The following is a 23,628-nucleotide window of genomic DNA, read 5'->3' on the forward strand; positions in this document are numbered from 1 at the left end:
ACAGAGTAGTTAAGCCCGTTAGCGCAGATGGTACTGCCATTACGGTGGAAGAGTATGTCGCCGCCTTCTTTTAAAACCCTTCATCTTTTGATGAAGGGTTTTTTTTTTGCTTTTTTTCTACTTCAATAAATCACATTTCCCTAAATAGTTAATCTCTCAGATGAAGTGTTTATTATCTATGAATAATTTATCAATTGATTGATAGAATCTAGAATAGTTGTTTATATTGGTTAATATTTTTATATTTAGAGACTTCTAAAAATATTATATCATGAAAAAAATTACTAAATATCTACAAATTACTCTGTTTGTGTATTTTGTATTTTGCTTTTCAGTACAATCGCAAGAACGTATAGCGGTCATTCAAAGTCCAAATGTTATTTTGATGGACTCTGAAACGGGTGTTATTTTAGACCCTTCATTTATTGATTTGGATTTACAAGACCCCGGAACTCCTAAAGCTCTATTGCAAGTTGGTGATGAGATTTGGATAACCCACCAAATTGGAGATAAAATTGACAGATATGATCTTGATGGGGTATTTTTAAGTTCTATTCAAGGAGGTCTTGATAATATTAGGGGACTAGGTTTGATAAACAACTCTGAGGTTTGGGTGACAAATGCTGGAACAAACAATGGTGCACCCGGAGATGCTATTGTACGTTTTGATTTTGATGGAAATAATCTTGGTTTTTTCCTAACAGCACCACAATCTGACTCACCTTTTGATGTCATAGATAACGGAAATGGAGAAGCCTACATTTCATACAGTTCAAGTGATAATATTGAGCGTAGGGATTATGATGGAAATTTTCTTGGAAACATCGTAGAGCCCGGTGTAGTAAGTTTTATTCAACAAATAGAAATTGAAGAACCAGGTGTTATTTTAGCTGCGGTGTTTAGTGGTTCACCTCAAAATGGTGTTTATCGCTTTTCTGAAACAGATGGCTCTATAATTGACTTTTGGAGTGAAGGTAATTTAAGAGGTGTCGCTAAACTTGGAAATGGAGAAATACTTTGGTCCAGTGGAGCAGGTATTTTTCGATTAGATCCTGATACCGGTGTAAGTACATCGATTTCAGGAAATTCTTCTCAATATTTTGGAAGATTGAATTTAGATGGGTGTACTCCACCTCCAATACCGACAGGTGCACCGGAACAATCTTTTGAAGATGGAGCTACTCTTGCTGATATTGAGATTGATCCAGCTGGTGTTACTTGGTTTGCAACAGAAGCCGATGCGTTAACCGGAACAAATCCATTGCCTTTAAGTACTCTCTTAGTTGATGATGAAACTTATTACGCCGTAAATATAGTTTCAGGGTGTTTAAGTGAACCTTTTGCGGTAACTGTAACTATTACATTAAGTATTAATGATTTTGATGATTCCTCATTTTTTTATTATCCAAATCCAACCGGCGGTTTACTTACTTTATCGTATGATAAAAACATTTCAGAAATAAGTTTATCAAACCTCTTGGGTCAAACATTACTTGAACAAAAAGTAGGTTCAAATCAATTGACAATAGATCTATCTGATTTGCCTAAAGCAATTTATCTAATTAATGTAGTTTCAGAAGAGGGCAACAAAACGATAAGAGTTATTAAAGAGTAGTTTTGAATTTTAATATTGGTTCAATAAAAGGCTGTTATTGTTGACAGCCTTTTTTAATGAAAAATAGATTTCATAATCGTTAGAATTCCCTTAAAAGCAAAGTAGACGGCAGCAATTCCTATTATTAACCCGATTGGAAAAAAGATGTAAAAGGTACTGTTGTCTTTATTTAAAAAACCAAGTGTTATTAAATATGGCGCTAAAAACATTAGGGGTAAAGAGAGTGCCATAAACTTTATTCCTGTCATTAGGACTTTTTTATCGGTGTTTTTCATTATTTCTTGTTTTGAAAACTAACTATCGCTTTTCTTACGCTTTTATGTTTTTCGAGTAATCGATGGGCTTCTATCTCAGAAATATTACATTCTGACATTATCATTAAAACACCTCGTTTTACTAACTTTTCATTACTCAGTTGCATATCAACCATTTTATTGCCCTTTACTTTTCCAAGCTGGATCATTGTTGAAGTGGTAATCATATTCAATATCATTTTTTGAGCTGTTCCTGCTTTCATTCTGGAACTTCCGGTTAAAAATTCAGGTCCTACGATAACTTCAATAGGGTATTTTGATACATTGGATAGTGGGCTGTCTTGATTGCAGGTGATGCATCCTGTAATAATATTGTTTTTATTGCACTGTTCAAGAGCTCCAATTACATAAGGTGTAGTTCCAGAGGCAGCGATACCAATTACAATGTCATCTTCGCAAATAGTAAAAGATTTTAGGTCTTTCCAACCTTGGGTTAATGAATCTTCGGCAAACTCTACTGCTTTTCTGATTGCTTGGTCCCCTCCGGCGATCAATCCTATTACCAGGTCATGAGATACTCCAAATGTTGGTGGGCATTCACTGGCGTCCAGAATGCCCAAACGTCCGCTGGTTCCTGCACCAATGTAAAACAAGCGCCCTCCTTTTAAGAGTTTTTCAATTACTCTTTTTGTAAGGGATTCAATTTGAGGGATGGCTTTTTCTACAGCAAAGGCAACAGTTTTGTCTTCATTGTTGATGTTTTCCAACAATTGTCTCACCTCCATTTTTTCTAAATGGTTATAGTTAGAATCCGACTCTGTAGTTTTAATAAACTTCATTCAACAAATTTACACATACTTATTGAACTGTATAATAAAAACTAAAGGCTTCTGAAATTCTAAAGTAACCCAAAGGAAAGTTATCCGGATTTGTTTGGTTTGTAATATTTCCTCTCACTGTGGCCGGTTGGGTTTCAAATGGACCTGCCGGGGCATCTCCTTGTTGAATTAAGGTAAATAAATAATTGTAATTTTGCTCATTGATGCCATATAAATTAAACGTTACGACATCATTTGGTTCTATATCTTCAACCAAATAGTAACCAAAAATCAGGTTTCCATCAAAAAACTCATCAGTTAACGCATCATATATGTTTCCTTTTTCTGATTTTCCTTCAAAGAAATAAAAATTATCTTCACCTGCAGGATCACTAAAAAACACTTTTAATTCGATATCTTCTCCTGAAAAACCAGCATCATTTCTTTGTTCTACAAATTCTAAAGGTACTGCGCTTACCAGTTGATTGGTAGCGGTATACAATTCATTTTCATAAATTATTTCGAGTGTATAGTCTGTATTGGGTTGGGGTTCAAAATCTCCAAAATACAGTCCGTTCTCACTGTGTATAAAGGGGTAGCTATTTCCTTGTTCATCTGTAATTGTCACTTCAGCAGTACTTACCGGAAGGATATTAGTATCAAAATAGGGTGCTGTTAAACTTAGTTTAATTTTTGGAAAGTCTGTAACGTTTGGGTCAGGGTAATAGTTGATAGAGGCTTCAACTACAAGTTTTGGGTCTGCGGTGTTTAAATCCAAATCAATTTCTTCTTCACAGGATGTTAAGCTAATCAGAACCAATAAAAATATGTGTCTTAAAAGTTTCATTAAAATTTAAAATTATAGGTTACAGCAGGAATAATTCCAAAGATAGAGAGTTTCACAGCTTCATTTCTGCCAATATCTGTATTTTCTCTAAACGAGATTGAAGCAGCATTCATTCTATTATAAACATTATAAATACTAAAAACCCACTCAGACTTCCAATTTCTATTATTGTTTTTTTGAGGAGTTAAGGTTGCAGACAGATCTAAGTGATGAAAGGTTTGCAATCTGCTGCTATTTCTAGCTTCAAAAGTGGGTACAACAATTCCGTTATAAATATATTGACCATTTGGAAAGGTAACCGGTTGTCCTGTTTGAAAAATAAAGTTGGCTCCAAATGTCCATTTTGAGTTCAATTCATAGCTTCCAGTTATTGAAATATCATGAGTCTTGTCCCAGGCTGAGAGATACCATTTACTATTGTTGATTCCCAATTCTTCATTGGTCCTTCCGGGTGTTTTTTGCTCACTTCTTGAAAGTGTATAAGCAATCCATCCCTGAAGTTTACCTGTATTTTTTCTAAAAAGGATCTCCAAGCCATAAGCTCTAGCTTCTCCGGCAAGGAGAACTTGTTCAATAGCGTTGTTTGCGATAAGATTTGCACCGTCAACATAGTCAAGTCTGTTATCTACTTTTTTATAGAATGACTCTACTTCAAGTGAATAATTTTCAAAATTTTTAAAATAGCCCAAAGCAATCTGATCTGCAACTTGTGGTTCAATGTATTTTCCACTGGGGGCATATACATCAAATGGAGTGGGTGATGTGGTGTTTGAAATCAAGTGGATATATTGTGTCATTCTGTTGTAACTTGCTTTTACAGAGGATTCGTCTGTGAGTTGGTATGCTATTGAAAACCTTGGTTCAGGGTTGTGAAACGATTTTATAGTACTTCCTTTCGAAATATTTAGGGTGTCAATGGGTGGTGCTTTTTCATATATTTTGAGGTCATTGTTAAATACATTGGGTTGATCATTTTCATAGATGTATAATTCATCCTGCCCTAATCTGTTAAATGTAGAAAAACGCAGTCCTGCCTGCACAGCGATTTTTTCTGAAATCGTATATTCAGCATCCAGGTATATGGCATTTTCAAAAGCAAATTTATCAGTGAGTTTAGTTTGGTTAATGCCTGAAGTTTCAGAGTTTGGTTTTATTTCACCTGGAATAAATTGATAATAAATGGAGTTTAAGCCATAGTTGAGTTGCAAATTTTCAGTCAAATAATGCTTAAAATCATATTTAAAATTGTAGTTTTTTATTCCGCTGTCAAAATCAAAACCAACAAAATCAAGAGTTAGCCCATAATAATAATCTGAAAAGATGAGTGAAAGGTTTGAAAATAGTTTGTTGGAGAACAAATGATTCCATCTAATGTTGACTGTTGAGTTTCCAAAGCTATTGCTGAAACTGTCAGAAATTTCAAAAACATCCCTTCCAAAATATCCCGAAACATATAGGTTGTTATTTTCATTAATTCGATAACTCAATTTTGTATTTAAATCGTAAAAATAAGCAACATTGTCATTGTCAAACAATGGTAAAAATAAGTGAGCATAACTGCTTCTTCCTCCAATTAGAAAAGAACTTTTTTCGTTAAATATTGGTCCTTCGAGAAGCAATCTGCTAGAAATTAAACCGACACCACCGGTAGCTTTAATTTCGTTGTTGTTGCCATCTTTTTGGTAAATATCAAGAACAGATGAAATGCGACCACCAAATTTTGCCGGAATTCCCCCCTTATAAAGTTTCAGGTCTTTAATCGCATCGGGGTTAAAAACGGAAAAGAAACCAAATAAATGTGAGGAATTATAGAGTGTTGCTTCATCAAGAAGAATAAGGTTTTGATCAGCGGCACCACCTCTCACATTGAACCCACTTGCTCCTTCGCCTGAGCTAGTAACACCGGGAAGTAATAGTAGCGATTTTATAATGTCAGTTTCACCCAAAACCACCGGCATTTTTTTAATGGTATTTATAGTGAGTGAGTTTAAACTCATCTGAGGTTTTTTGATATTTAGCTTTTCAATGTTTTGCTTGATTACTATTTCGTCAAGAGATTCCAAAGACTCAGAGAGTGAAATGTCCTGCCTTATGTTTTGATTGAGTGAGATAGTCAATGTTTTCGAAGAAAACCCTAAACTACTATAAGTGACTTCATAGGTGCCTTCTTCAAGAGTTAGTGAGTAAAAGCCATATTCATTTGTAATTGTTCCAGTTTGTAGCTCAGGGATAATGACATTCACTCCAATCAAAGTTTCATTTGATGAGGCATCTGTAATGGTTCCACTGACCGTATATTTATTTACCTGACTTTGAGAAAAAAATAGTTGAACACTAAATAATAATGTAAGAAAGAGTAGTTTCTTTTTCAAATTTTTTAGGTAAAAATAAGGCATAATTACGATAAACCTCTTAATAAAATCTTAGCTTTTTAGTAGAAATTCACATTTTTAAATTAGTTTGGCACAGCAATTGGAAACCTTTGATTAAATATTTAAACTTAATTATTATGAAACTAAAATTACTTATTTCGACACTTTTTCTTTTTGTACTCCATTTTGGACATAGCCAACAAAGAGATGCAAGTTTACAAGTTGAATTTGAAAATTCAAGAGCTTCATTTACCATTCAAATAGGTGAGTTGGATTTTCAAGTTGATAGAAATATACTTTTTGTGGAAGGTTTACCAAGTGGTTTTCACGAAGTATTAATTTTTGAAATTAAAAGAAACAGGCGTGTTTTAGTTTATAGAGGCGGAATTAACCTGGCTAGAAATGCAACTACTTTTTCATTTTTTAGAAATAGAAATTTTGAAGTATATGCCATCGAGCCTCACTTTGTCGATGATCCGGTTATTGTTGAAGTTCCTGTAATTTCAAATGAAATGTTTAATCAGTTAAAAAGCACGGTACAAAACGAATCTTTTGATTCAGGAAGATTGGAATTACTGGAGTCCACTTTGAGAAATAATAATTTTACTTCACATCAAATTAAAGAATTATTGCATTTGCTTTCATTTGATTCCGGAAGGTTACAATTTGCAAAATCTGCTTACACACAAGTTGTTGATCCAGAAAATTATTTTGTTGTCAATGAAGCACTTTCATATTCGAGTAGTAAAAGTGAACTACTAAAGTACATCAATAGCATGCCTGGAAATTAAAAAAAAAGCTGCCAATTTTGGCAGCTTTTTTCTATTTGTTTAATAATTTTAAGAGTGAATTCAAGGTTTCGCTTGGCCTTAAAGCTTTATCTGCTAAACTGATATCAGGTAAGTAATAGCCACCAATATCAACAGGGTTTCCCTGAATAGAATTTAATTCATTTATTATCTCAGTCTCTTTGTCACTCATAAGTTTAGCAACTTTTGAAAACAGTTCTTTTAACTCTGAGTCTTCATCCTGTTTAGACAAAGCCTCTGCCCAATACTTGGCCAGATAAAAATGGCTACCTCTGTTATCTAGTTCACCTGCTTTTCTTGAGGGCGATTTATCATTGTCTAGATAACTTTCAGTAGCTTCGTCAAGTGCTTCTGCAAGTACAAGCGCTTTTTGATTGTTATCTTTTTCACCCAGGTGTTCCAGTGAAACACCAAGTGCTAAAAACTCACCCAGTGAATCCCATCTTAAGTGGTTTTCTTCTAAAAACTGCTGAACGTGTTTTGGAGCCGAGCCACCTGCACCGGTTTCAAATAATCCTCCACCATTCATAAGTGGAACTATCGAAAGCATTTTTGCACTGGTTCCCACTTCAAGAATTGGGAAAAGATCAGTGAGATAGTCTCTCAATACATTTCCACTAACAGAAATAACATCTTTTCCGGCTTTGATTTTTTTTAAAGAAAATAAGGTTGCTTCCTCAGGGGTCATAATTTGAATATCAAGACCTGTGGTATCTTGATTTTTAAGGTAAGTTGTTACTTTTTCAATTAATTGTGCATCGTGTGCACGGTTTTTGTCAAGCCAGAAAACAGCCGGGTTTCCAGTTGCTTTAGCCCTGTTAACAGCTAGCTTAACCCAATCTTGAACAGCGGCATCTTTTACAGCACACATTCTCCAGATATCACCTGTTTCAACTGTGTGTTCAAAAATCACTTTTCCTGATGTATCGGTTACCCGAACTTTTCCGCTTGCTGATATTTCAAATGTCTTGTCGTGGGAGCCATATTCTTCAGCTTTTTGAGCCATTAATCCCACATTGGAGACACTTCCCATCGTGGTAGGATCAAAAGCACCATTTTCTCTGCAAAAATCTATGGTAGCCTGATATATCGAGGCATAACTGCTGTCAGGAATCACTGCTTTGGTATCTTGTGATTTTCCATCTGCATTCCACATTTTACCTGAATTTCTGATCATTGCAGGCATAGAGGCATCAATAATGACATCACTGGGAACGTGCAGATTGGTAATACCCTTATCGGAATTTACCATCGCTAAATCTGGTCCTGAATTTAAAGAATTTTGGATGGTTGTTTCAATTTCTTTTTGTTGACTCTCTGGAAGTGTTGCAATTTTTGAAACTAGGTCACCAAAACCATTATTGATGTCAACACCAATATCATCCAGTAATGCTCCATGCTTTTCAAAAACTTCTTTGAAAAATATTTGTACCGCGTGTCCAAAAATAATAGGGTCTGATACTTTCATCATTGTTGCTTTCATATGTAATGAAAACAAGACTCCTTTATCTTTTGCGTCTGAAATTTGTTCTGAAAGGAAAGAAAGCAATTCTTTTTTACTCATCAGAGTCGCATCGATAATTTCACTTTTTAAGACTTTAAGGTTATCTTTTAGGATCGTCTCATTTCCAGAGTTGTCAATGTGAGTTATTTTTAAATAATCTTCTTTTTGAAGTGTGGTGGACTTTTCATTGTGGAAGAAATCGCCTTTGCTCATAGTTGATACATGCGATTTTGAATCTTTACTCCAGGCACCCATAGAATGGGGATGTTTTTTTGCATAATTTTTAACCGCTCTTGGTGCTCTTCTGTCTGAGTTTCCTTCCCTTAAAACAGGATTTACAGCACTTCCTTTAATTTTATCATAGCGACTTTTAACTTCTTTTTCTTTTTCATTTTGTGGTTCTTCCGGATAAGCTGGAATTGCATAGCCCTTATCCTGAAGTTCTTTGATTGCAGCATTGAGTTGTGGTACAGAAGCACTAATATTAGGTAACTTGATAATATTTGCTTCCGGAGTTTTAGCCAATTTTCCTAATTCTTCCAAATCATCAGCGATTTTTTGTGTTTCAGAGAGGTAGTCTGAAAATTTAGCCAAAATCCGACCAGCCAAAGAAATATCTCTGGTTTCCAGTTGAATCCCGGCTGGTCCAGTAAATGCTTGAACTATTGGTAAAAATGAATAAGTGGCCAAAGCCGGTGCTTCATCCGTTTTGGTATAAATTATAGTTGATTTTTTTGTCATATTATCGGATTTAAAAAAGAGAGATTGTATTATTTCAAAAGGTTCACAAATATACACATTTGAAATGCCTTATAAAAGCTACCGAATAAATTATGTTTAGCCTCATAATCTGTTTTTTCTATGAATATTCCTTACCTTAGTATGGTTCTAAAAAAATGTAATTTTAGGTGGCTTTTAATTTATGAACCCCGGACTTCAATACATACAAATACAACGAAATAAAAGTACAGCAACCACTTCTTTAGAAGATGTAGTTGCTGTGGAAGCACCACTTGAAATTCAGATACAGCACTCCAGTGAGAATCGGGCAAAATCGATTTCAGTCACCATGCGTACACCGGGAAATGATATTGACCTCGCATTAGGGTTTTTGTTTACTGAGGGATTGATAAAAGACTATCATCAGGTTAAAAAGGCTTTTCCTTTTGGTGAAAATAGAGTTGTTGTTCAATTGAATGAAGGAGAAACTATAGCACTTGAAAATAGTGAACGCAATTTTTATACCACCAGCAGTTGTGGTGTTTGTGGAAAATCGAGTATAGAGGCCATACAAACCATTTCTCAGTTTCAAATTAATAGATCACGTGTTCCTTCTGAAGGAGTACTCTTTGGCCTTAAAAAAACTCTTGAGAAACAGCAATCACTTTTTAGTCTTACCGGTGGAATCCACGCCGCTGCATTATTTAACTTAAAAGGGGAAATAGAAATTGTTCAAGAGGATGTGGGGCGTCACAATGCCCTGGACAAACTCATTGGTGAAGCTTTTCAAAAACAATTGCTACCTCTTGATGATCGCATATTACTACTTAGTGGTCGTGCCAGTTTTGAATTGGTTCAAAAAGGCATTATGGCCGGAATAGGTACTATAGTTGCAGTGGGGGCACCATCAAGTCTGGCTGTTGAATTAGCTCGGGAACACAATCAAACACTCATCGGGTTTTTAAAACAAGACAGTTTTAACATCTATTCCCGTTCTCTAGATGAAAATGTGACCTAAAACTTTTCAGAAATCCTTATCTTTGGTAAAAACAATATCCGGATATTTTTTTTCGGTATTAAAACTACTCAGTGTCCATGTCCAAAAATTTAAGTGAACTTTCTGCCAGAAAAGGATTAGAAGACAATCTATTTGACCGATTGGGTCAACTTGCCCGTCAAACCGGTACTCCTGACAATGAAGAACTGGAACGACTTGCAGATGAATTTCTCATTGGAACAGCAAACACTTTTGGTACAGCTTCATTTTATGATTTTATGAAGCCCGAGAACAAGTGTAAAAAAGTCTATGTGTGCAACGGTACGGCTTGTGTTTGTGCAGGGACTCAAGATGCTGTGATTGATACGTTACAACAAAATTTCAAGGCCGAAGAAATTGGTCATATGACTTGTTTGGGAAGATGTCACGAAAACAGTGCATTTCATTACCAGGGGAAAAACTTTTCAGGAGATGCTATCAACGCTTTGGATTTTAATCAAATAAATTCTGATAATATTCAAGGGAAAGATACTTATAACGTAAAAGCCAATGGAAATGAAATTCTAACAAAAACTTTCACAAGTATTGAAGAATATTATACTCCTTTTAAAGAAGCTTTAAAAACAGATTCAGCAGAGGTACTTGAAGAAATCAAAACTTCAAACGTAAGAGGACGAGGTGGAGCAGGTTTTCCCATGGGTCTAAAACTTGAGTTTTGCCGAAACGCCCCAAGCGATGTCAAATTTATTATTTGCAATGCAGATGAAGGTGATCCGGGTGCCTATTCAGACCGCTATTTGCTTGAAGAGCGTCCTCACTCTGTTTTGTTTGGAATGCTAGTTTCTGGTTATGTTACCGGAGCCAGTTATGGAGTCTTATATATCAGAGCTGAATATCCCGAATCAGTTGCAATTGTTCAGGAAGCTATTGATGCCATAAAAAAAGCAGGTTTATGTGGTAAAAACATTCAAGGTAGTGGGTTTGATTTTGAATTTAAAATCATCCAGGCGCAAGGCTCTTATATATGTGGAGAAGAAACCGCCCTTATAAACTCCATTGAAGGACAGCGTCCTGAAGTACGGGTGCGGCCACCTTTTCCTGCCCAACAAGGGTTGTTTAATAAACCAACTATCGTCAACAATGTGGAAACGTTGGCCACGCTGCACTACATTCTTGAAAATGGCGGTGCCAATTGGAAAGGACTGGGAACAGATAAATCCACCGGAACAAAACTTATCAGTTTGGATAGTTTTTTTAACAATCCGGGTATTTATGAAGTGGAAATGGGAACACCGCTTTCTCAGGTGGTTTACGAACTGGGAGGCGGGTTTAAATCACCGGTAAAAGCCATGCAAATAGGTGGTCCGCTTGGCGGATTAGTACCTGTAAGTAAAATAAATGATTTAGAAATTGATTTTGAATCGTTTTCACGAAATGGATTTCTTTTAGGTCACGCTTCAATTATTTGTGTGCCTGAAGATTTCCCAATCATAAAGTTCATTGAACATTTATTTGATTTTGCTTCTTACGAAAGTTGCGGAAAGTGTTTTCCTTGCCGACTTGGAACAAAAAGAGGTCAGGAACTGGCACAAAAAGCATTTACTTCAGATTACAAAATAGACAGGGTATTATTTAACGATTTGCTTGAGACTCTGGAAAAAACATCACTGTGCGCCCATGGAGGTGGAATTCCGTTGCCGGTGAAAAATGCACTCACTTATTTTGAAGATGAGTTAAAACACTATTTTAATTAGAAAAGCCAATGTTATGAAAACAGCTTTTATCAACAATATACCATTTGAACTGCAAGAAGGTGAAACAATTTTATCCTTTTTAAGAAGACATAAAGGTGAACAGTCTGTACCAACGCTTTGTGATGCGCCCAACCTTGACCCCTTTGGTTCTTGCAGGGTTTGTTCTGTAGATGTTGCAATGGAAGAAAACGGAAAAGCAAGAACACTGGCTTCTTGCCATACTCCCATTGCTGAAGGACAATATATTTACCCGGATTCAAAGTCAATTCAATCCTTAAGAAAAAATATTATAGAACTTGTTTTAACTGACCATCCACTGGATTGTCTCACCTGTGAAGTCAATGGAAACTGTGAATTGCAAACAGTAGCCGCTCAGGTAGGAATTCGTGATGTGCGCTACCCTTCAGGTGAAAATCACCTTTTCAGGGAAAAGGACTTGAGTCATCCCTATATGACCTCAGACCTTTCCAAATGTATTAACTGTTACCGTTGTGTAAGAGCTTGTGACGAAGTGCAGGGTGAGTTTGTTTTAAGCATGTCGGGCAGAGGATTTGATTCTCATATCATCAAAGGCATCGATCAAAGTTTTATGGATTCTGATTGTGTGAGTTGTGGCGCTTGTTCACAGGCCTGTCCCACTTCGGCAATTTCAGACATTTTTCAGTCCAAAGCCATTGCAGCCACTGATGTAACACGCACTATCTGTACCTATTGTGGTGTGGGATGTAACCTTGATGTTTCCACCCGAAGCGGAGAAATTTTAAGTATTCAGGCACCCTATGATGCAGAAGTCAACCAGGGACACACCTGTTTAAAAGGGCGTTATGCTTTTAAATTTTACGACCATCCTGAACGTCTTGATGCACCCATGATTAAACGTGATGGTGTGTTTGAAAAAGTCAGTTGGGATGAAGTATATGACTTTATTGCTACTAAACTACAAACCTATAAAGACGAATTTGGACCTGATTCCATTGCCGGGATTTCGTCAGCGCGTTGTACCAATGAGGAAAACTATTTGATGCAAAAATTCATTAGGGCTGTAATAGGGACCAACAACATTGACGGCTGTGCCAGGGTTTGCCATTCACCAACAGCTTTGGGAATGCAAAGAACTTTCGGAACCGGTGCAGCAACAAACTCCATTGATGATATTAAGGATACTAATTGTATTTTAGTTATAGGTGCTAACCCAACAGATGCACACCCTGTTACCGGAGCAAAAATGAAGCAGTTTGCAATGAAAACGGGTAATATTTCAATAGTCATCGACCCAAGACGTACTGAATTGGCTAAATATGCCACTTACCATATTCCACTTCGTCCCGGAACCAACGTGGCTGTGCTTAATATGATGATGTACTATATCATTGAAGCCGGACTGGTGGATGCATCCTTTATAGAATCTCGTACAGAAGGATTTGATGATTTTAAAAACGAAATTTTAAGTATTGATCTGGATCATATCGAAACTGTTTGTGGAGTAGACAGAAACCTGATTAAAGAAGCTGCAATTGCTTACGCGAAAGCACCAAACGCTATGTCATTTCATGGATTAGGAGTAACCGAACATTCTCAGGGCACGTTTACTGTTATGCAAATAGCGGATCTTGCTTTACTCACCGGAAACATTGGTAGAAGAGGAGTTGGTGTAAACCCCTTACGAGGTCAAAACAACGTTCAGGGGAGTGCTGATATGGGTGTTCAACCCCATCAGGGAGCAGGTTATTTAGATTTGACCATTCCTGAAGTAAATCAACGATACAACACTTTTTATGGAGTAAATGTTCCCAGTCACATTGGGTTTAAAATTCCTGAGATGTTTGAAGCAGCTCTTGATGGCAAATTAAAAGCATTATGGGTAATTGGTGAAGATATTGTCCAAACAGATCCTAACACTAAAAAAGTTATCAAAGCCCTGCAGAATACTGATTTGGTGATTGTACAGGAGTTGTTTATGACAGAAACCGCAAAATATGCAGATGTCCTTTTACCAGGAGCATCTTTCCTAGAAAAAAGCGGAACTTTCACCAATGGTGAACGACGCGTGCAAGCAGTTAGACAGGTAGTAAAGCCCATTGGAAATGCCAAAGCAGACGGGCAAATCATAGTGGATATTATGAACAGAATGGGTTATCCACAACCTGATTATGACCCCAAAACCATGCTTGAAGAAATTTCTCAAATTGTGCCTTTCTTTGCCGGAATAACCTGGGAAAATCTTGGTAAAAACGGTAAGCAATGGCCGGTAGCAAAAGATGGTACAGATACTCAAATTTTACATCAGAAAGAGTTTAAGATAGGGAAGGGGCAATTTATTTTCAAGAAATGGAGGGAAACTAGTGAGTTGGTTGATAATGCCAAAGACTACCCTTATATTTTAACAACCAACCGTGAATTGGAACATTACAATTGTGGTGCGATGACACGCAGGACAGGCAATGAGCAGTTACTAGGAGATGATTATTTAATGATTCATCCCATTGATGCTGAGAAACATTTTATTTCGGAAGGCGATTATGTATGTCTTGAATCTCCACGAGGAAAAGTAGATGTAAAAGCTCGGATCACAGATGAGGTTAAGGAAGGGGTTTTAAGTACAACTTTTCATTTTCCTGAAATTATGATAAATAATATAACCGGTGATGTGCACGATTCTGAAGCAAAATGCCCCGAATATAAAGTGGTGGCGGTCCGCATTAGAAAAAGTAAAGGAAAGTTCAAGCAACTTGCAACGCAAGAATAAAACATTAAAATATTATAAATGACAAAAGCCATCCGCCTCAAGAGGTGGATGGCTTTCTTGATAATAATTCTTTACCGACTCATCGCTAGATGACTGAGACAGAGTTATTACAACATCTGTGTCGTGAACTACCTCACTGGATTTTGAACCAGGACTCAACAATGTTGGCCTTGTTCTCATCCAAACCTTTACATTCTCATACAAGTGCTGAATTATAAAATTCAGGTTGTACTCAGGCAAATGCAAAAGTTGTCGTAAAGAAAGTTCAATTGTCTAAAATACATTTCAATTTAGTGTTAGCTACTTCGAACTGTAATTTAGTTAAAAATCCCGTTACCGGTAAATCATAAGATTTCTGAGGCAGGCTCGTTACTATCCTGCACCGTGGTTTTATTTAACTTAGTTTCAATTGATAAGTTGTAGTTTTAATCGTGAGATTATAGTTACAACTTATATTGACACCTTTATTTAATTATCTAATACAACTCCAAAGGAAGTGTATTTCAAACAATAATTAAACAAATGACAAAGAACTTTACTTTAGATCAAAACTACTCTTAAACCTGAATTAACAATGTTTAATTTTATTTTGATATTCAAATATAGCACCTAATGTTTTATGTACCCAATTTTTTTTCTATTATAAATTAACAATTTATTAACTTGAGTTATTAACAATGGTTCATAAAAAAAGCCCCGCATTGCGGAGCTTTGATTTCAGTGTGTTTTAGGTAAAAATTATTTTCTTTTTTCTCTAATTTTTGCCTTCTTACCTGTAAGTTCTCTGAAGTAGAAAATTCTTTTTCTTCGAACACTACCTTTTTTGTTCACTTCAATTTTTTGTAATGTAGGAAGGTTAATAGGGAATATTCGCTCTACACCAACATCTCCAGACATTTTTCTTATGGTGAATGTTTGAGAAGCTCCGGTTCCTCTTAACTGGATAACGACTCCTCTAAAAAACTGAGTTCTGGTTTTTTCACCTTCTCTAATTTCGTAATACACAGTGATGGTATCACCGGCACTAAATTTTGGGAATTCTTTTTTGGTAACGAATTCGTCTTGTACAAATTTTACTAAATCTTCCATTGTTGCTTAAGTTGGAATTAAAATCAAAACAACATTCACGATTTTCGCCAGAGGTTGAGGAGATTGCATTTTTAAATGCGGGTGCAAATATAATTATTTAATTTGAAATTTAATTCAATATTTTAGAATTATTCATCCAATAAATCGGGACGTCGTTCTTTGGTTCTTTTATAAGCTTCTTCCTCTCTCCATATTTCAATTTTTGGAAAATTTCCGCTCAATAAAATATCAGGTACTTTCCAGCCTTTATATTCTGCCGGTCGTGTGTAGATGGGAGGTGCCAGCAAATCATCTTGAAATGAATCTGTCAGTGCACTTGATTCATTGCCCAAAACTCCGGGAATAAGCCGAATGATCGTGTCGCAAAGTACCGCAGCCCCGAGTTCTCCACCGCTAAGAACATAATCGCCAATTGAGATTTCTTTAGTTACAAAATGGTCTCTCACGCGTTGATCAACTCCTTTATAATGACCACAGAGAATGATCAGGTTCTCTTTGAGTGAAAGAAAATTTGCAGTTTTCTGCTTGAGTGTTTCACCATCAGGAGTCATATAAATGACTTCGTCATATGAACGTTCACTTTTTAGTTTTGTAATGCATTTATCAATGGGTTCAATCATCATCACCATGCCTGCACCGCCTCCGTATTGATAATCATCAACCTGTTTGTAATTGTCAGTTACATAATCTCTTAAATTGTGAAAGTAAATTTCCACCAAACCCTTCTCGATAGCTCTTTTTAAAATTGAAGCTTCAAACGGACTTTTTAATAATTCAGGTAAAACGGTTATAATATCTATGCGCATGATTGAAAATGTATCAAACAGATTTTCGATTTACAAATTTAGTGTTATTATTTTTGGGTAACCTCTCTAAACTAAAAAAACCACTACAAGATGTTGAAGTGGTTTTTTTAAAATTATATATAGCTACTAATAATAAGTGAATCTTCTCACTTTAGCAATATATTTTGCCAATCTAATTACCTGATGGCTGTATCCATATTCATTGTCATACCATACATACAGGACAACATTGTTTCCTTCAGCATTGACAATGGTTGCATTGCTGTCAAAAATTGAAGGAGCAGAAGAACCAACGATATCACTTGAAACCAATTCGTTGTTCAGTGAATATTTAATTTGCTCTACCAAGTCACCTTCGAGTGCATATTTTTTTAGAGCAGCATTAACACCTTCTACTGATGTTTTGTTTTTTAGTTCAAGGTTTAGAACCACTAATGAGCCATTTGGAACAGGTACCCGAATTGCATTTGAAGTCAATTTGCCTGCTAACTCCGGAAGTGCTTTAGCAACTGCACTACCGGCTCCGGTTTCTGTGATTACCATGTTAAGCGCTGCAGCGCGACCTCTGCGATATTTTTTATGCATATTGTCAACAAGGTTTTGGTCGTTTGTATATGCGTGAATTGTTTCCAGATGCCCCTGAACAATACCAAAAGAATCTTCAATAACTTTTAGAATTGGAGTGATTGCATTTGTTGTACAGGATGCCGCTGAAAAGATATCTACTTTATCGGGGTTGTATTCAGTTTGGTTTACACCGTGAACTATGTTTGGAACTCCTTTTCCAGGGGCGGTTAATAAAACTTTTGAAGCTCCTTTTGACTTTAAATGACGGCCTAATTCTTTATCGTCTCTAAATGCTCCGGTATTGTCAATTATCAGGGCATCGTTTATTCCAAATTTCGTATAATCTATATCCTCAGGTGCGTTGGCAGAAATCATATGTACGGTAGTTCCATTTATGATTAATGCACAGTTTTCTACATCAATTTGAACAGTACCCATAAAATCTCCGTGAACTGAGTCATATTGAAGTAAGGAAGCTCTTTTTTCAAGAACTGTTTCATCAATACTTCCGCGAGTTACGATAGCTCTTAAACGAAGTTGATTTCCCTTTCCGGTGCGAGCCATAAGTTCTCTGGCAAGGAGTCTTCCTATACGTCCAAACCCGTAAAGCACAACATCTTTTGGCTTTTTATTTTCCTCTTTTGATGCATCTTTTAATTTGTCTGAAACAAAGGCAAGTGCATCACTGTATTTGTCATCTTCCAGATGAAACTCGTAAGTTAATTTACCAATATCCAGTTTTGCCGGTGGGAGGTCAAGCATTTTAATTGCCTGAGCTATTTCAACCGAATCAAAAATTGAAATAGGTTTTTGTACAAATTCTCCGGCATATTCGTGTAAGTTTAAAATTTCACTTACATTTTTATCAATCAATTGATTTCTGAACAATACCAATTCGATTGATTTGTCATACCAAAGGTCGCTGATAATTTTAATAAACTCTACAGTAGCGCGTCTGCGGTCTGCCTGAAAAGAAAGTTCTTTTTCATAAACTTCTTGGTAACTCATAGCGTGTGTTGTTAAAGATTAGGTCTCGATTAAATTTGGTGCAAAATTAGTTATTTCAAATGTCATATTAAAGCTTAATTATAAAAATAAAAACCTCTTTGAAGTTTGATTTTCAAAGAGGTAGCTACAATGCTTTTTTTATGTTTTTATCTGAATATAAAGGTGTTGGTTTCACCTTGTTGATCGATGAAAGAAATCTTTATGGGAGTATTTGGAGTTTGATTTTCCATAATGTTTCTGACATCGTCTATAGATTTTACCACTTGGTCATTAATTTTTGTGATTACAATTCCTGAAAGATTGTATTGAGCCATTTCTCTTGTAAGGGGCCTGGTGACAATAACACCACTTTTAATACCCAAAGCTTTCAATTCACTTTCGTTTAAGTTTTTAACTTCAAGGCCTAAATTCTGCATTTCATAAGTTTCTAGTTTAGCAAGAGTAACTGGAATTATTTTTTCATTTCCGTTTCTTTCAACCAGAACGTTTACTTTATCATTAGGTCTTTTAGAACTAAGATATCCTGATAGATCAGAAAACTTGTTGATTTGAATTTGATCGATATGTTTGATGATGTCTCCTTTTTTGATACCACTTTTATCAGCACCACTTCCTTTTTCAATATCGGCAACATATACCCCCTGAATATTATTCACACCCAATTCCTGGGCTTCATTTGAATTTGAATTTAAAATTTGAATGCCTAAAATAGCTCTTTGAACATTACCATATTCAAGTATGTCTTCAACAACTTTTTTTGTGATATTTGAAGGAACAGCAAATGAATATCCGATAAAGGCGCCCGTTTGAGACGTGATTGCTGTATTGATTCCCACCAGTTCACCGTTTATATTAACCAAAGCTCCACCACTGTTTCCGCGGTTTACGGCAGCATCCGTTTGTATAAATGATTGTGGATTTCCGTCAAATTCGTTGAGATTTCTAGCTTTTGCACTCACAATGCCTGCTGTCACTGTTGAAGTAAGGTTAAAAGGGTTTCCAACTGCTAGCACCCATTCACCTACTTTAATGGCATTGGAATCTGCAAATGGAACATAAGGCAGTTCAGTTTCAGTATTAATTTTTAAGAGTGCGATGTCAGTTTTTGGATCAGTCCCCACCAGTTCGGCATCATAAGATTTATTGTCATTGAGTACCACCTCAATTTGAGAGGCATTATCAATCACGTGGTTGTTTGTGACAATGTATCCATCAGGAGTGATTATTACTCCGCTACCGGAGCCTACAATTTCACGTTGCTGTCCTCTTCCGTATAAAAATTCATAAATATTTGTTGGGCCGGTTGTCACTGTTCTGTTTTTAATGTGTACAACGGCATTGATCGTTTTTTCTGCAGCAAACGTAAAATCAATTTCTGACCCCTCAACAAAATTGGGTGCCATATAATTTGTAGGGATTAGTTTAGCTTCATCTTTTGTGGTTATAGAAGATTCGGGTGTTTCTTCAAGGAAGAATTTATAACCACTTAAGGTTAAGACTCCCGAAAAAATCGCAATTAAAAATAAGCTAGCGTGTCTTTTCATAGGGCTGAAATTTAAGTATTTAAACATTTTTATTGTAAAATTATTAGATTGTGATTTAAATCAAAATAGTTTTAACGGGCATTTAACAACAGATATTCATCTGAAATAATAGTACCTTTGTGGTATGCAATTCACTTTCTATAAATATCAAGGAACCGGAAACGATTTTGTGCTAATCGACAATCGTCAGTTGTTATTTCCCAAAAATGATACCAAACTTATTTCAACACTTTGTGACCGAAAATTTGGCATTGGAGCCGATGGTTTAATTCTTCTCGAAAACCATCCAGATCTTGATTTTAAGATGGTGTATTTCAATGCTGACGGAAACCAAAGCAGTATGTGTGGTAATGGTGGTCGCTGTTTGGTGCATTTCGCCAATTTTTTAGGAATCATCCAAAATAAAGCGACTTTTGAAGCCATTGACGGTGTTCATGAAGCAAGCTTAAAAGAAGGAATGGTTTCTTTAAAGATGAATTCAGTATCAGAAATACAACAAAAGAAGGATTTCACCTTTCTCGACACAGGCTCGCCTCATCACGTAGTAGTTTGTCAAAATTTATCGGAATTTGACGTGCACCAGGAAGGAGCAAAGTTGCGTTATGATTTTTATGGTAGGGAAGGGGCCAATATTAATTTTGTTGAACCTAAAAGTGATTCAATCTTTTCAGTTAGAACCTATGAGCGTGGTGTTGAAGCAGAAACACTATCATGTGGGACGGGAGTTACTGCAGTTGCAATAGCAATGCATTCCAAGGGGATGACCCAATCCAACAAAATTACTCTTCAAACGCCCGGGGGTGAATTGACAGTGACTTTTGAAAAGGTAGGAACAGTTTATAAAAACGTATGTCTAATTGGACCAGCAGTAATGGTTTTTAAGGGAGAATGGAAATGATTACAGGAGAAAAAATTAAATTACGCGCCCTTGAACCGACTGATTTAGACTTTCTTTATCAGATTGAAAACAATACTGATTTTTGGGAATATGGTGATAGCCAAACTCCATTTTCTCGCTTTGTTTTAAAAAAGTATCTCAAAAATTCTTCTAAAGATATTTATGAAGTAAAACAACTTCGGTTAGTAATTACAACATTGGATGACGCTTTTTTGGGACTTATTGATCTTTATGATTTCGACCCAAAAAACAAGCGTGTAGGTTTGGGAATTGTAATAAAAGACAAAGAACAGCGAGGTAAAGGCTTTGCTTTTGAAGCCATCAATTTGCTTTGTGATTATGCTTTTAAGCAATTTGATGTTCATCAAGTCTTTGCAATTGTTTTAGAAGATAATGCACAAAGCAAAAAATTATTTGAAAAAGCCGGGTTTATAAATACAGCTGTAAAAAAAGACTGGGTTTATTTTAGGGACTCATTCAAGGATGCTTTTTTGTTTCAAAAAATTAAGTCATAACAACAGGTGTTAAGGTTGCCTAAAATTGTTTGCTTCTGCTGATAGTGTCAGTATCTTTGCATTTAAGTTTTTCAATTCTCATTAAAATTTCCTCATGCGTTTTTTAAAAAAGCACTACTCAAGTATAATTTTTGGTATTTTTTTGGTCCTTTTAATTATTCCTCAAACCCGCACACCTATTCAGGTTTTTGTGCAGCGATTAATTGCTTTTAGTCCCAATGCAATCGAAGAAGAAGAGCGTGAGGTTCTTGGAGATTTTTCGTGGAAACTTAGAGAAGTAAACGGCACAGCTGCCAATCTTTCAGAATCTGAGGGCAAGGTTGTTTTGATAAACTTATGGGCAACCTGGTGTCCGCCCTGTATAGCGGAGATGCCTTCTTTTCAAGAGTTGTATAATGACTATGGTGGGCAGGTAGAGTTTTATTTCGTTTCTAATGAGAAGCGAACAACAATCAATGCTTTTTTAAATAAAAATGAATACAATTTTCCTGTATATCAATCACTGGATCAGCCTCCTTCAAAGCTTAATTCAAATGCATTACCTACAACTTATATCATTGACAAAAAGGGAAAAATTGTTATGAGTAAAACGGGTGTTGCCAACTGGAACAGTAAAAAAACTAGAGTACTCCTTGATGAACTGCTATCTGAAAATTTAGATAACTAAAAAAACCAATTGTTAATTACATAACTTCTTTTAGTTTCTTAAGCTTTTCTTTCCAGAGTTCAAGTTCGTCTTTGTGTCTTTGAATGTTTTTGTGAACTTCTTTGACCATAGGATTTGAATCATCTACATATTGAAAGAAGCCTAAATTGTTTTCCAGCTGGTTAATTTCCTGTTTTACTTCATCTATTTTCTTGGTAATAAAAAAGCGTTCATTTTGAATTTTGCGTTCGTCATCTTGTGAAGTAATGTTATTAAGCTTATTGTCATATTTAATAAGCTCAATTTCTTTTTTGCTAACATCAAGCTTTTTGAAGAGGGCATCAATAGTTTTATTAAACTTGCTTTCAATATTCTTTTTAGCAAAAGGAACTCTGCCAATATCTTTCCAAGTACTGATTTTTTCTTTAATAAACTTTAAATCACTTTTTGGTTCACCAGAAAGGTCAAATGCTTTTAATTCCTCCAGAAGTGTGTTTTTAGCTTCAAGATTTTTTACTTCATCTTCACTTGCTTTGTTGCGGCTTGCATGAAAACGGTCGAAATAATGATTGCAGGCTGCTTTAAATTGTTTCCAGATTTTATCACTGTCCTTTCTGGGTACATGACCTATTTGCTTCCATTCATTCTGGATTTTTTTCATCAATGGAGTTACCACTTCAAAGTCATCACTGTCTTTGTTTTCTTCGGCTATTTTGATGAGTTCTTGCTTTTTTGAAAGGTTTGTATATTGTTCTTTTTTCTGATTTTTATAAAACTGATTTTTCTTACGATTAAAGTTTCTTACGGCTTCTTTAAAATTATTCCAGCTTTCATCGTTATTTTTTGCCGGTACTTTTCCTGCATTGAAAAACTCTTCTCTCAATTTCTCTAAAGCTTTAATACCTTGCTGCCAGGCTTGATGGCTATTTTTAGTATTTTCAGTGAGTTCTTCTATTCGGCTTGTAATTTCGTTCTTTAGTTCAAGGTTTTTTTCAAAATCTTTTTCAATTTCTTTTTGGTACTCTGCTCGTTTATCGTGAATTACTTTTGTAGCAGCGCTAAACCTATCCCACACGTCATCACGATATTCTTTGGCCACAGGACCTGTGTCTTCTTTCCACATTTTGTGAAGCAATTGAAGCTCTCTAAATGCCTTGTTGACGTTCTCTTCATTTGCAAGTTCTTCAGCTCTGTTTATTATTTTTAACTTTTGTTCCAGATTGTGTTTAAAATCGAGGTCTCTGAATTCTCTGTTAAGGTGCAGAAAGTCATAAAAGTTTTCGACGTGGTGATGGTAGTTGTTCCAAACAGTATTATAACCGTCTCTGGGTATCGGTCCGGCTTCACGCCAGCGTTCTTGTATATCTTTAAAATGCTTGTAAGTAGTATTGATGTTTTCTTCTACATCTATTAAGCCTTTGAGTTCTTCAATGAGTTCTAAACGTTTTTGAAGGTTGGCTTGAAGATCTTTTTTTAGATTTTTGAAATAATTGTTTCTTTTTTCACGATATTCAAAATACAATGAATTGAATTCGTTCTTTAAGGGAGAAGAGTAATGGAAGTCAATAATGTTTCCTCCCTGAGCAATAAACTCTTCCTTTTTTTCATTGATTTCATCGTCAAACTGAGAGTTGAATTCGTGTCGGATTTCATCAACCTCTTTTTTAATTTCTTGAATTTTACCTGTTTTCAGCAAGTCTTTGAGAGAGCCCACAAGTTCTTTTTGAGACATACTGTGATAGTCTGTTGTCCCTTTGTCTTGTTCAGAATCATCTTCTGTTTCTTCGTCATCAGAAGAAGTTATTTCATCTTCTTCATCTTCGTCGCTTTCGGAGGCCTCAATCTGGTTTTCAACTTTTTCGGAAGTTGTATCACCAGGTTTATTTTCATTTTGGTCAGACTCATCAACAGAAGTTTCTTGTTTCTTTTGTTCTGTTTCTTTAATTGATTCTTTTTCAGAATCAGGAGTGTCTTGTGGTGATTTCTTTAAATCAGAAGTATCAGATTCATTGACTGAATTTTCGTTTACATCCTGCTCTTGCTCATTTTTTAAAATCGCTTCTCTTTCCTGATCTTTTTCTTGGTCTGACATTTCTTTCAATGTTAAGGTTCCTATTAT

At 35.7% G+C, this 23,628-nt stretch carries 18 protein-coding genes; 8 read left to right on the plus strand and 10 right to left on the minus strand.

All coding sequences use genetic code 11. From position 1 onward, the window contains the following. Positions 1-271 precede the first annotated feature (271 nt). Positions 272-1,615, plus strand: coding sequence for a T9SS type A sorting domain-containing protein (locus IEV69_RS06735; protein WP_188440809.1), 1,344 nt, complete (start codon positions 272-274; stop codon positions 1,613-1,615). 53 nt (positions 1,616-1,668) lie between these two features. Here the strand turns inward: IEV69_RS06735 and IEV69_RS06740 are convergent, their stop codons facing one another. The 4 genes from IEV69_RS06740 to IEV69_RS06755 are packed head-to-tail and all read right to left on the minus strand — an operon-like array spanning position 1,669 to position 5,930. Beyond that, complete coding sequence (locus tag IEV69_RS06740) at positions 1,669-1,890, minus strand: DUF6095 family protein (protein ID WP_188440811.1); 222 nt, start codon at positions 1,888-1,890, stop codon at positions 1,669-1,671. Continuing rightward, positions 1,890-2,708: an N-acetylmuramic acid 6-phosphate etherase gene (murQ, locus tag IEV69_RS06745; protein ID WP_188440813.1), complete on the minus strand. Its 819-nt coding sequence runs from the start codon at positions 2,706-2,708 to the stop codon at positions 1,890-1,892. Before murQ ends, IEV69_RS06740 begins: the two co-directional genes overlap by 1 nt. Positions 2,709-2,727: 19 nt before the next feature. Further along, positions 2,728-3,534 (minus strand): DUF4249 domain-containing protein, encoded by an 807-nt coding sequence (locus IEV69_RS06750; RefSeq protein WP_188440815.1) that lies wholly within the window; start codon positions 3,532-3,534, stop codon positions 2,728-2,730. Then, positions 3,534-5,930, minus strand: a complete 2,397-nt coding sequence (locus tag IEV69_RS06755; protein ID WP_188440816.1) for a TonB-dependent receptor — start codon at positions 5,928-5,930, stop codon at positions 3,534-3,536. The genes IEV69_RS06750 and IEV69_RS06755 overlap by 1 nt, the downstream gene beginning before the upstream one ends. 113 nt (positions 5,931-6,043) lie before the next feature. Between IEV69_RS06755 and IEV69_RS06760 the strand changes: the two genes are divergently transcribed. Further along, complete coding sequence (locus IEV69_RS06760; protein WP_188440818.1) at positions 6,044-6,697, plus strand: proline and serine-rich protein 1 family protein; 654 nt, start codon at positions 6,044-6,046, stop codon at positions 6,695-6,697. A gap of 31 nt (positions 6,698-6,728) precedes the next feature. Here the strand turns inward: IEV69_RS06760 and IEV69_RS06765 are convergent, their stop codons facing one another. After that, positions 6,729-8,960, minus strand: a complete 2,232-nt coding sequence (locus IEV69_RS06765) for an NADP-dependent isocitrate dehydrogenase (protein WP_188440820.1) — start codon at positions 8,958-8,960, stop codon at positions 6,729-6,731. A gap of 181 nt (positions 8,961-9,141) precedes the next feature. Between IEV69_RS06765 and fdhD the strand changes: the two genes are divergently transcribed. From fdhD to fdhF, 3 genes are all read left to right on the plus strand, one after another. Next, positions 9,142-9,957 carry a formate dehydrogenase accessory sulfurtransferase FdhD gene (gene fdhD / locus IEV69_RS06770; protein WP_188440821.1) on the plus strand — a complete coding sequence of 272 codons (816 nt, stop codon included), beginning with the start codon at positions 9,142-9,144 and terminating at the stop codon, positions 9,955-9,957. 77 nt (positions 9,958-10,034) lie between these two features. After that, entirely contained in the window at positions 10,035-11,690 is a 1,656-nt protein-coding gene (locus tag IEV69_RS06775) for an NADH-ubiquinone oxidoreductase-F iron-sulfur binding region domain-containing protein (RefSeq protein ID WP_188440823.1), read from the plus strand. A 13-nt stretch (positions 11,691-11,703) separates the two neighbouring features. Further along, positions 11,704-14,436, plus strand: a complete 2,733-nt coding sequence (gene fdhF, locus IEV69_RS06780) for a formate dehydrogenase subunit alpha (protein ID WP_188440825.1) — start codon at positions 11,704-11,706, stop codon at positions 14,434-14,436. A 738-nt stretch (positions 14,437-15,174) separates the two neighbouring features. Here the strand turns inward: fdhF and rplS are convergent. From rplS to IEV69_RS06800, 4 genes are all read right to left on the minus strand, one after another. Further along, complete coding sequence (rplS, locus tag IEV69_RS06785) at positions 15,175-15,525, minus strand: 50S ribosomal protein L19 (RefSeq protein ID WP_188440827.1); 351 nt, start codon at positions 15,523-15,525, stop codon at positions 15,175-15,177. 128 nt (positions 15,526-15,653) lie between these two features. Beyond that, the gene (gene trmD / locus IEV69_RS06790; RefSeq protein ID WP_188440829.1) at positions 15,654-16,331 is read right to left on the minus strand and encodes a tRNA (guanosine(37)-N1)-methyltransferase TrmD; all 678 of its coding nucleotides are present in this window, start codon (positions 16,329-16,331) and stop codon (positions 15,654-15,656) included. 126 nt (positions 16,332-16,457) lie between these two features. Then, the gene (locus IEV69_RS06795; RefSeq protein ID WP_188440831.1) at positions 16,458-17,906 is read right to left on the minus strand and encodes a glyceraldehyde-3-phosphate dehydrogenase; all 1,449 of its coding nucleotides are present in this window, start codon (positions 17,904-17,906) and stop codon (positions 16,458-16,460) included. A gap of 146 nt (positions 17,907-18,052) precedes the next feature. Further along, positions 18,053-19,450, minus strand: coding sequence for a trypsin-like peptidase domain-containing protein (locus tag IEV69_RS06800; protein WP_188440834.1), 1,398 nt, complete (start codon positions 19,448-19,450; stop codon positions 18,053-18,055). A 124-nt stretch (positions 19,451-19,574) separates the two neighbouring features. Between IEV69_RS06800 and dapF the strand changes: the two genes are divergently transcribed. The 3 genes from dapF to IEV69_RS06815 all read left to right on the plus strand — a co-directional run bounded on the left by dapF (position 19,575) and on the right by IEV69_RS06815 (position 21,530). Next, entirely contained in the window at positions 19,575-20,348 is a 774-nt protein-coding gene (gene dapF / locus IEV69_RS06805) for a diaminopimelate epimerase (protein WP_188440835.1), read from the plus strand. Continuing rightward, a complete protein-coding gene (locus IEV69_RS06810) occupies positions 20,339-20,863 on the plus strand; it encodes a GNAT family N-acetyltransferase (protein ID WP_188440837.1) in 525 nt (174 codons plus the stop codon). Before dapF ends, IEV69_RS06810 begins: the two co-directional genes overlap by 10 nt. A gap of 94 nt (positions 20,864-20,957) precedes the next feature. Continuing rightward, a complete protein-coding gene (locus tag IEV69_RS06815) occupies positions 20,958-21,530 on the plus strand; it encodes a TlpA family protein disulfide reductase (RefSeq protein ID WP_188440839.1) in 573 nt (190 codons plus the stop codon). Positions 21,531-21,546: 16 nt separating this feature from the next. Here IEV69_RS06815 and IEV69_RS06820 read toward each other — a convergent pair whose 3' ends face one another. After that, positions 21,547-23,601 (minus strand): DUF349 domain-containing protein, encoded by a 2,055-nt coding sequence (locus IEV69_RS06820; protein WP_188440841.1) that lies wholly within the window; start codon positions 23,599-23,601, stop codon positions 21,547-21,549. Positions 23,602-23,628 lie beyond the last annotated feature (27 nt).

The sequence above is a fragment of the Planktosalinus lacus genome (genome assembly GCF_014640155.1).
In the GTDB taxonomy this organism is placed as follows: domain Bacteria; phylum Bacteroidota; class Bacteroidia; order Flavobacteriales; family Flavobacteriaceae; genus Planktosalinus; species Planktosalinus lacus.

Excerpts from the sequence above, each read along its gene's own strand:
- IEV69_RS06735 (WP_188440809.1), top strand. The coding sequence starts at position 272 with ATGAAAAAAATTACTAAATATCTACAAATTACTCTGTTTGTGTATTTT.
- IEV69_RS06740 (WP_188440811.1), bottom strand. The coding sequence starts at position 1,890 with ATGAAAAACACCGATAAAAAAGTCCTAATGACAGGAATAAAGTTTATG.
- murQ (WP_188440813.1), bottom strand. The coding sequence starts at position 2,708 with ATGAAGTTTATTAAAACTACAGAGTCGGATTCTAACTATAACCATTTA.
- IEV69_RS06750 (WP_188440815.1), bottom strand. The coding sequence starts at position 3,534 with ATGAAACTTTTAAGACACATATTTTTATTGGTTCTGATTAGCTTAACA.
- IEV69_RS06755 (WP_188440816.1), bottom strand. The coding sequence starts at position 5,930 with ATGCCTTATTTTTACCTAAAAAATTTGAAAAAGAAACTACTCTTTCTT.
- IEV69_RS06760 (WP_188440818.1), top strand. The coding sequence starts at position 6,044 with ATGAAACTAAAATTACTTATTTCGACACTTTTTCTTTTTGTACTCCAT.
- IEV69_RS06765 (WP_188440820.1), bottom strand. The coding sequence starts at position 8,960 with ATGACAAAAAAATCAACTATAATTTATACCAAAACGGATGAAGCACCG.
- fdhD (WP_188440821.1), top strand. The coding sequence starts at position 9,142 with ATGAACCCCGGACTTCAATACATACAAATACAACGAAATAAAAGTACA.
- IEV69_RS06775 (WP_188440823.1), top strand. The coding sequence starts at position 10,035 with ATGTCCAAAAATTTAAGTGAACTTTCTGCCAGAAAAGGATTAGAAGAC.
- fdhF (WP_188440825.1), top strand. The coding sequence starts at position 11,704 with ATGAAAACAGCTTTTATCAACAATATACCATTTGAACTGCAAGAAGGT.
- rplS (WP_188440827.1), bottom strand. The coding sequence starts at position 15,525 with ATGGAAGATTTAGTAAAATTTGTACAAGACGAATTCGTTACCAAAAAA.
- trmD (WP_188440829.1), bottom strand. The coding sequence starts at position 16,331 with ATGCGCATAGATATTATAACCGTTTTACCTGAATTATTAAAAAGTCCG.
- IEV69_RS06795 (WP_188440831.1), bottom strand. The coding sequence starts at position 17,906 with ATGAGTTACCAAGAAGTTTATGAAAAAGAACTTTCTTTTCAGGCAGAC.
- IEV69_RS06800 (WP_188440834.1), bottom strand. The coding sequence starts at position 19,450 with ATGAAAAGACACGCTAGCTTATTTTTAATTGCGATTTTTTCGGGAGTC.
- dapF (WP_188440835.1), top strand. The coding sequence starts at position 19,575 with ATGCAATTCACTTTCTATAAATATCAAGGAACCGGAAACGATTTTGTG.
- IEV69_RS06810 (WP_188440837.1), top strand. The coding sequence starts at position 20,339 with ATGGAAATGATTACAGGAGAAAAAATTAAATTACGCGCCCTTGAACCG.
- IEV69_RS06815 (WP_188440839.1), top strand. The coding sequence starts at position 20,958 with ATGCGTTTTTTAAAAAAGCACTACTCAAGTATAATTTTTGGTATTTTT.
- IEV69_RS06820 (WP_188440841.1), bottom strand. The coding sequence starts at position 23,601 with ATGTCAGACCAAGAAAAAGATCAGGAAAGAGAAGCGATTTTAAAAAAT.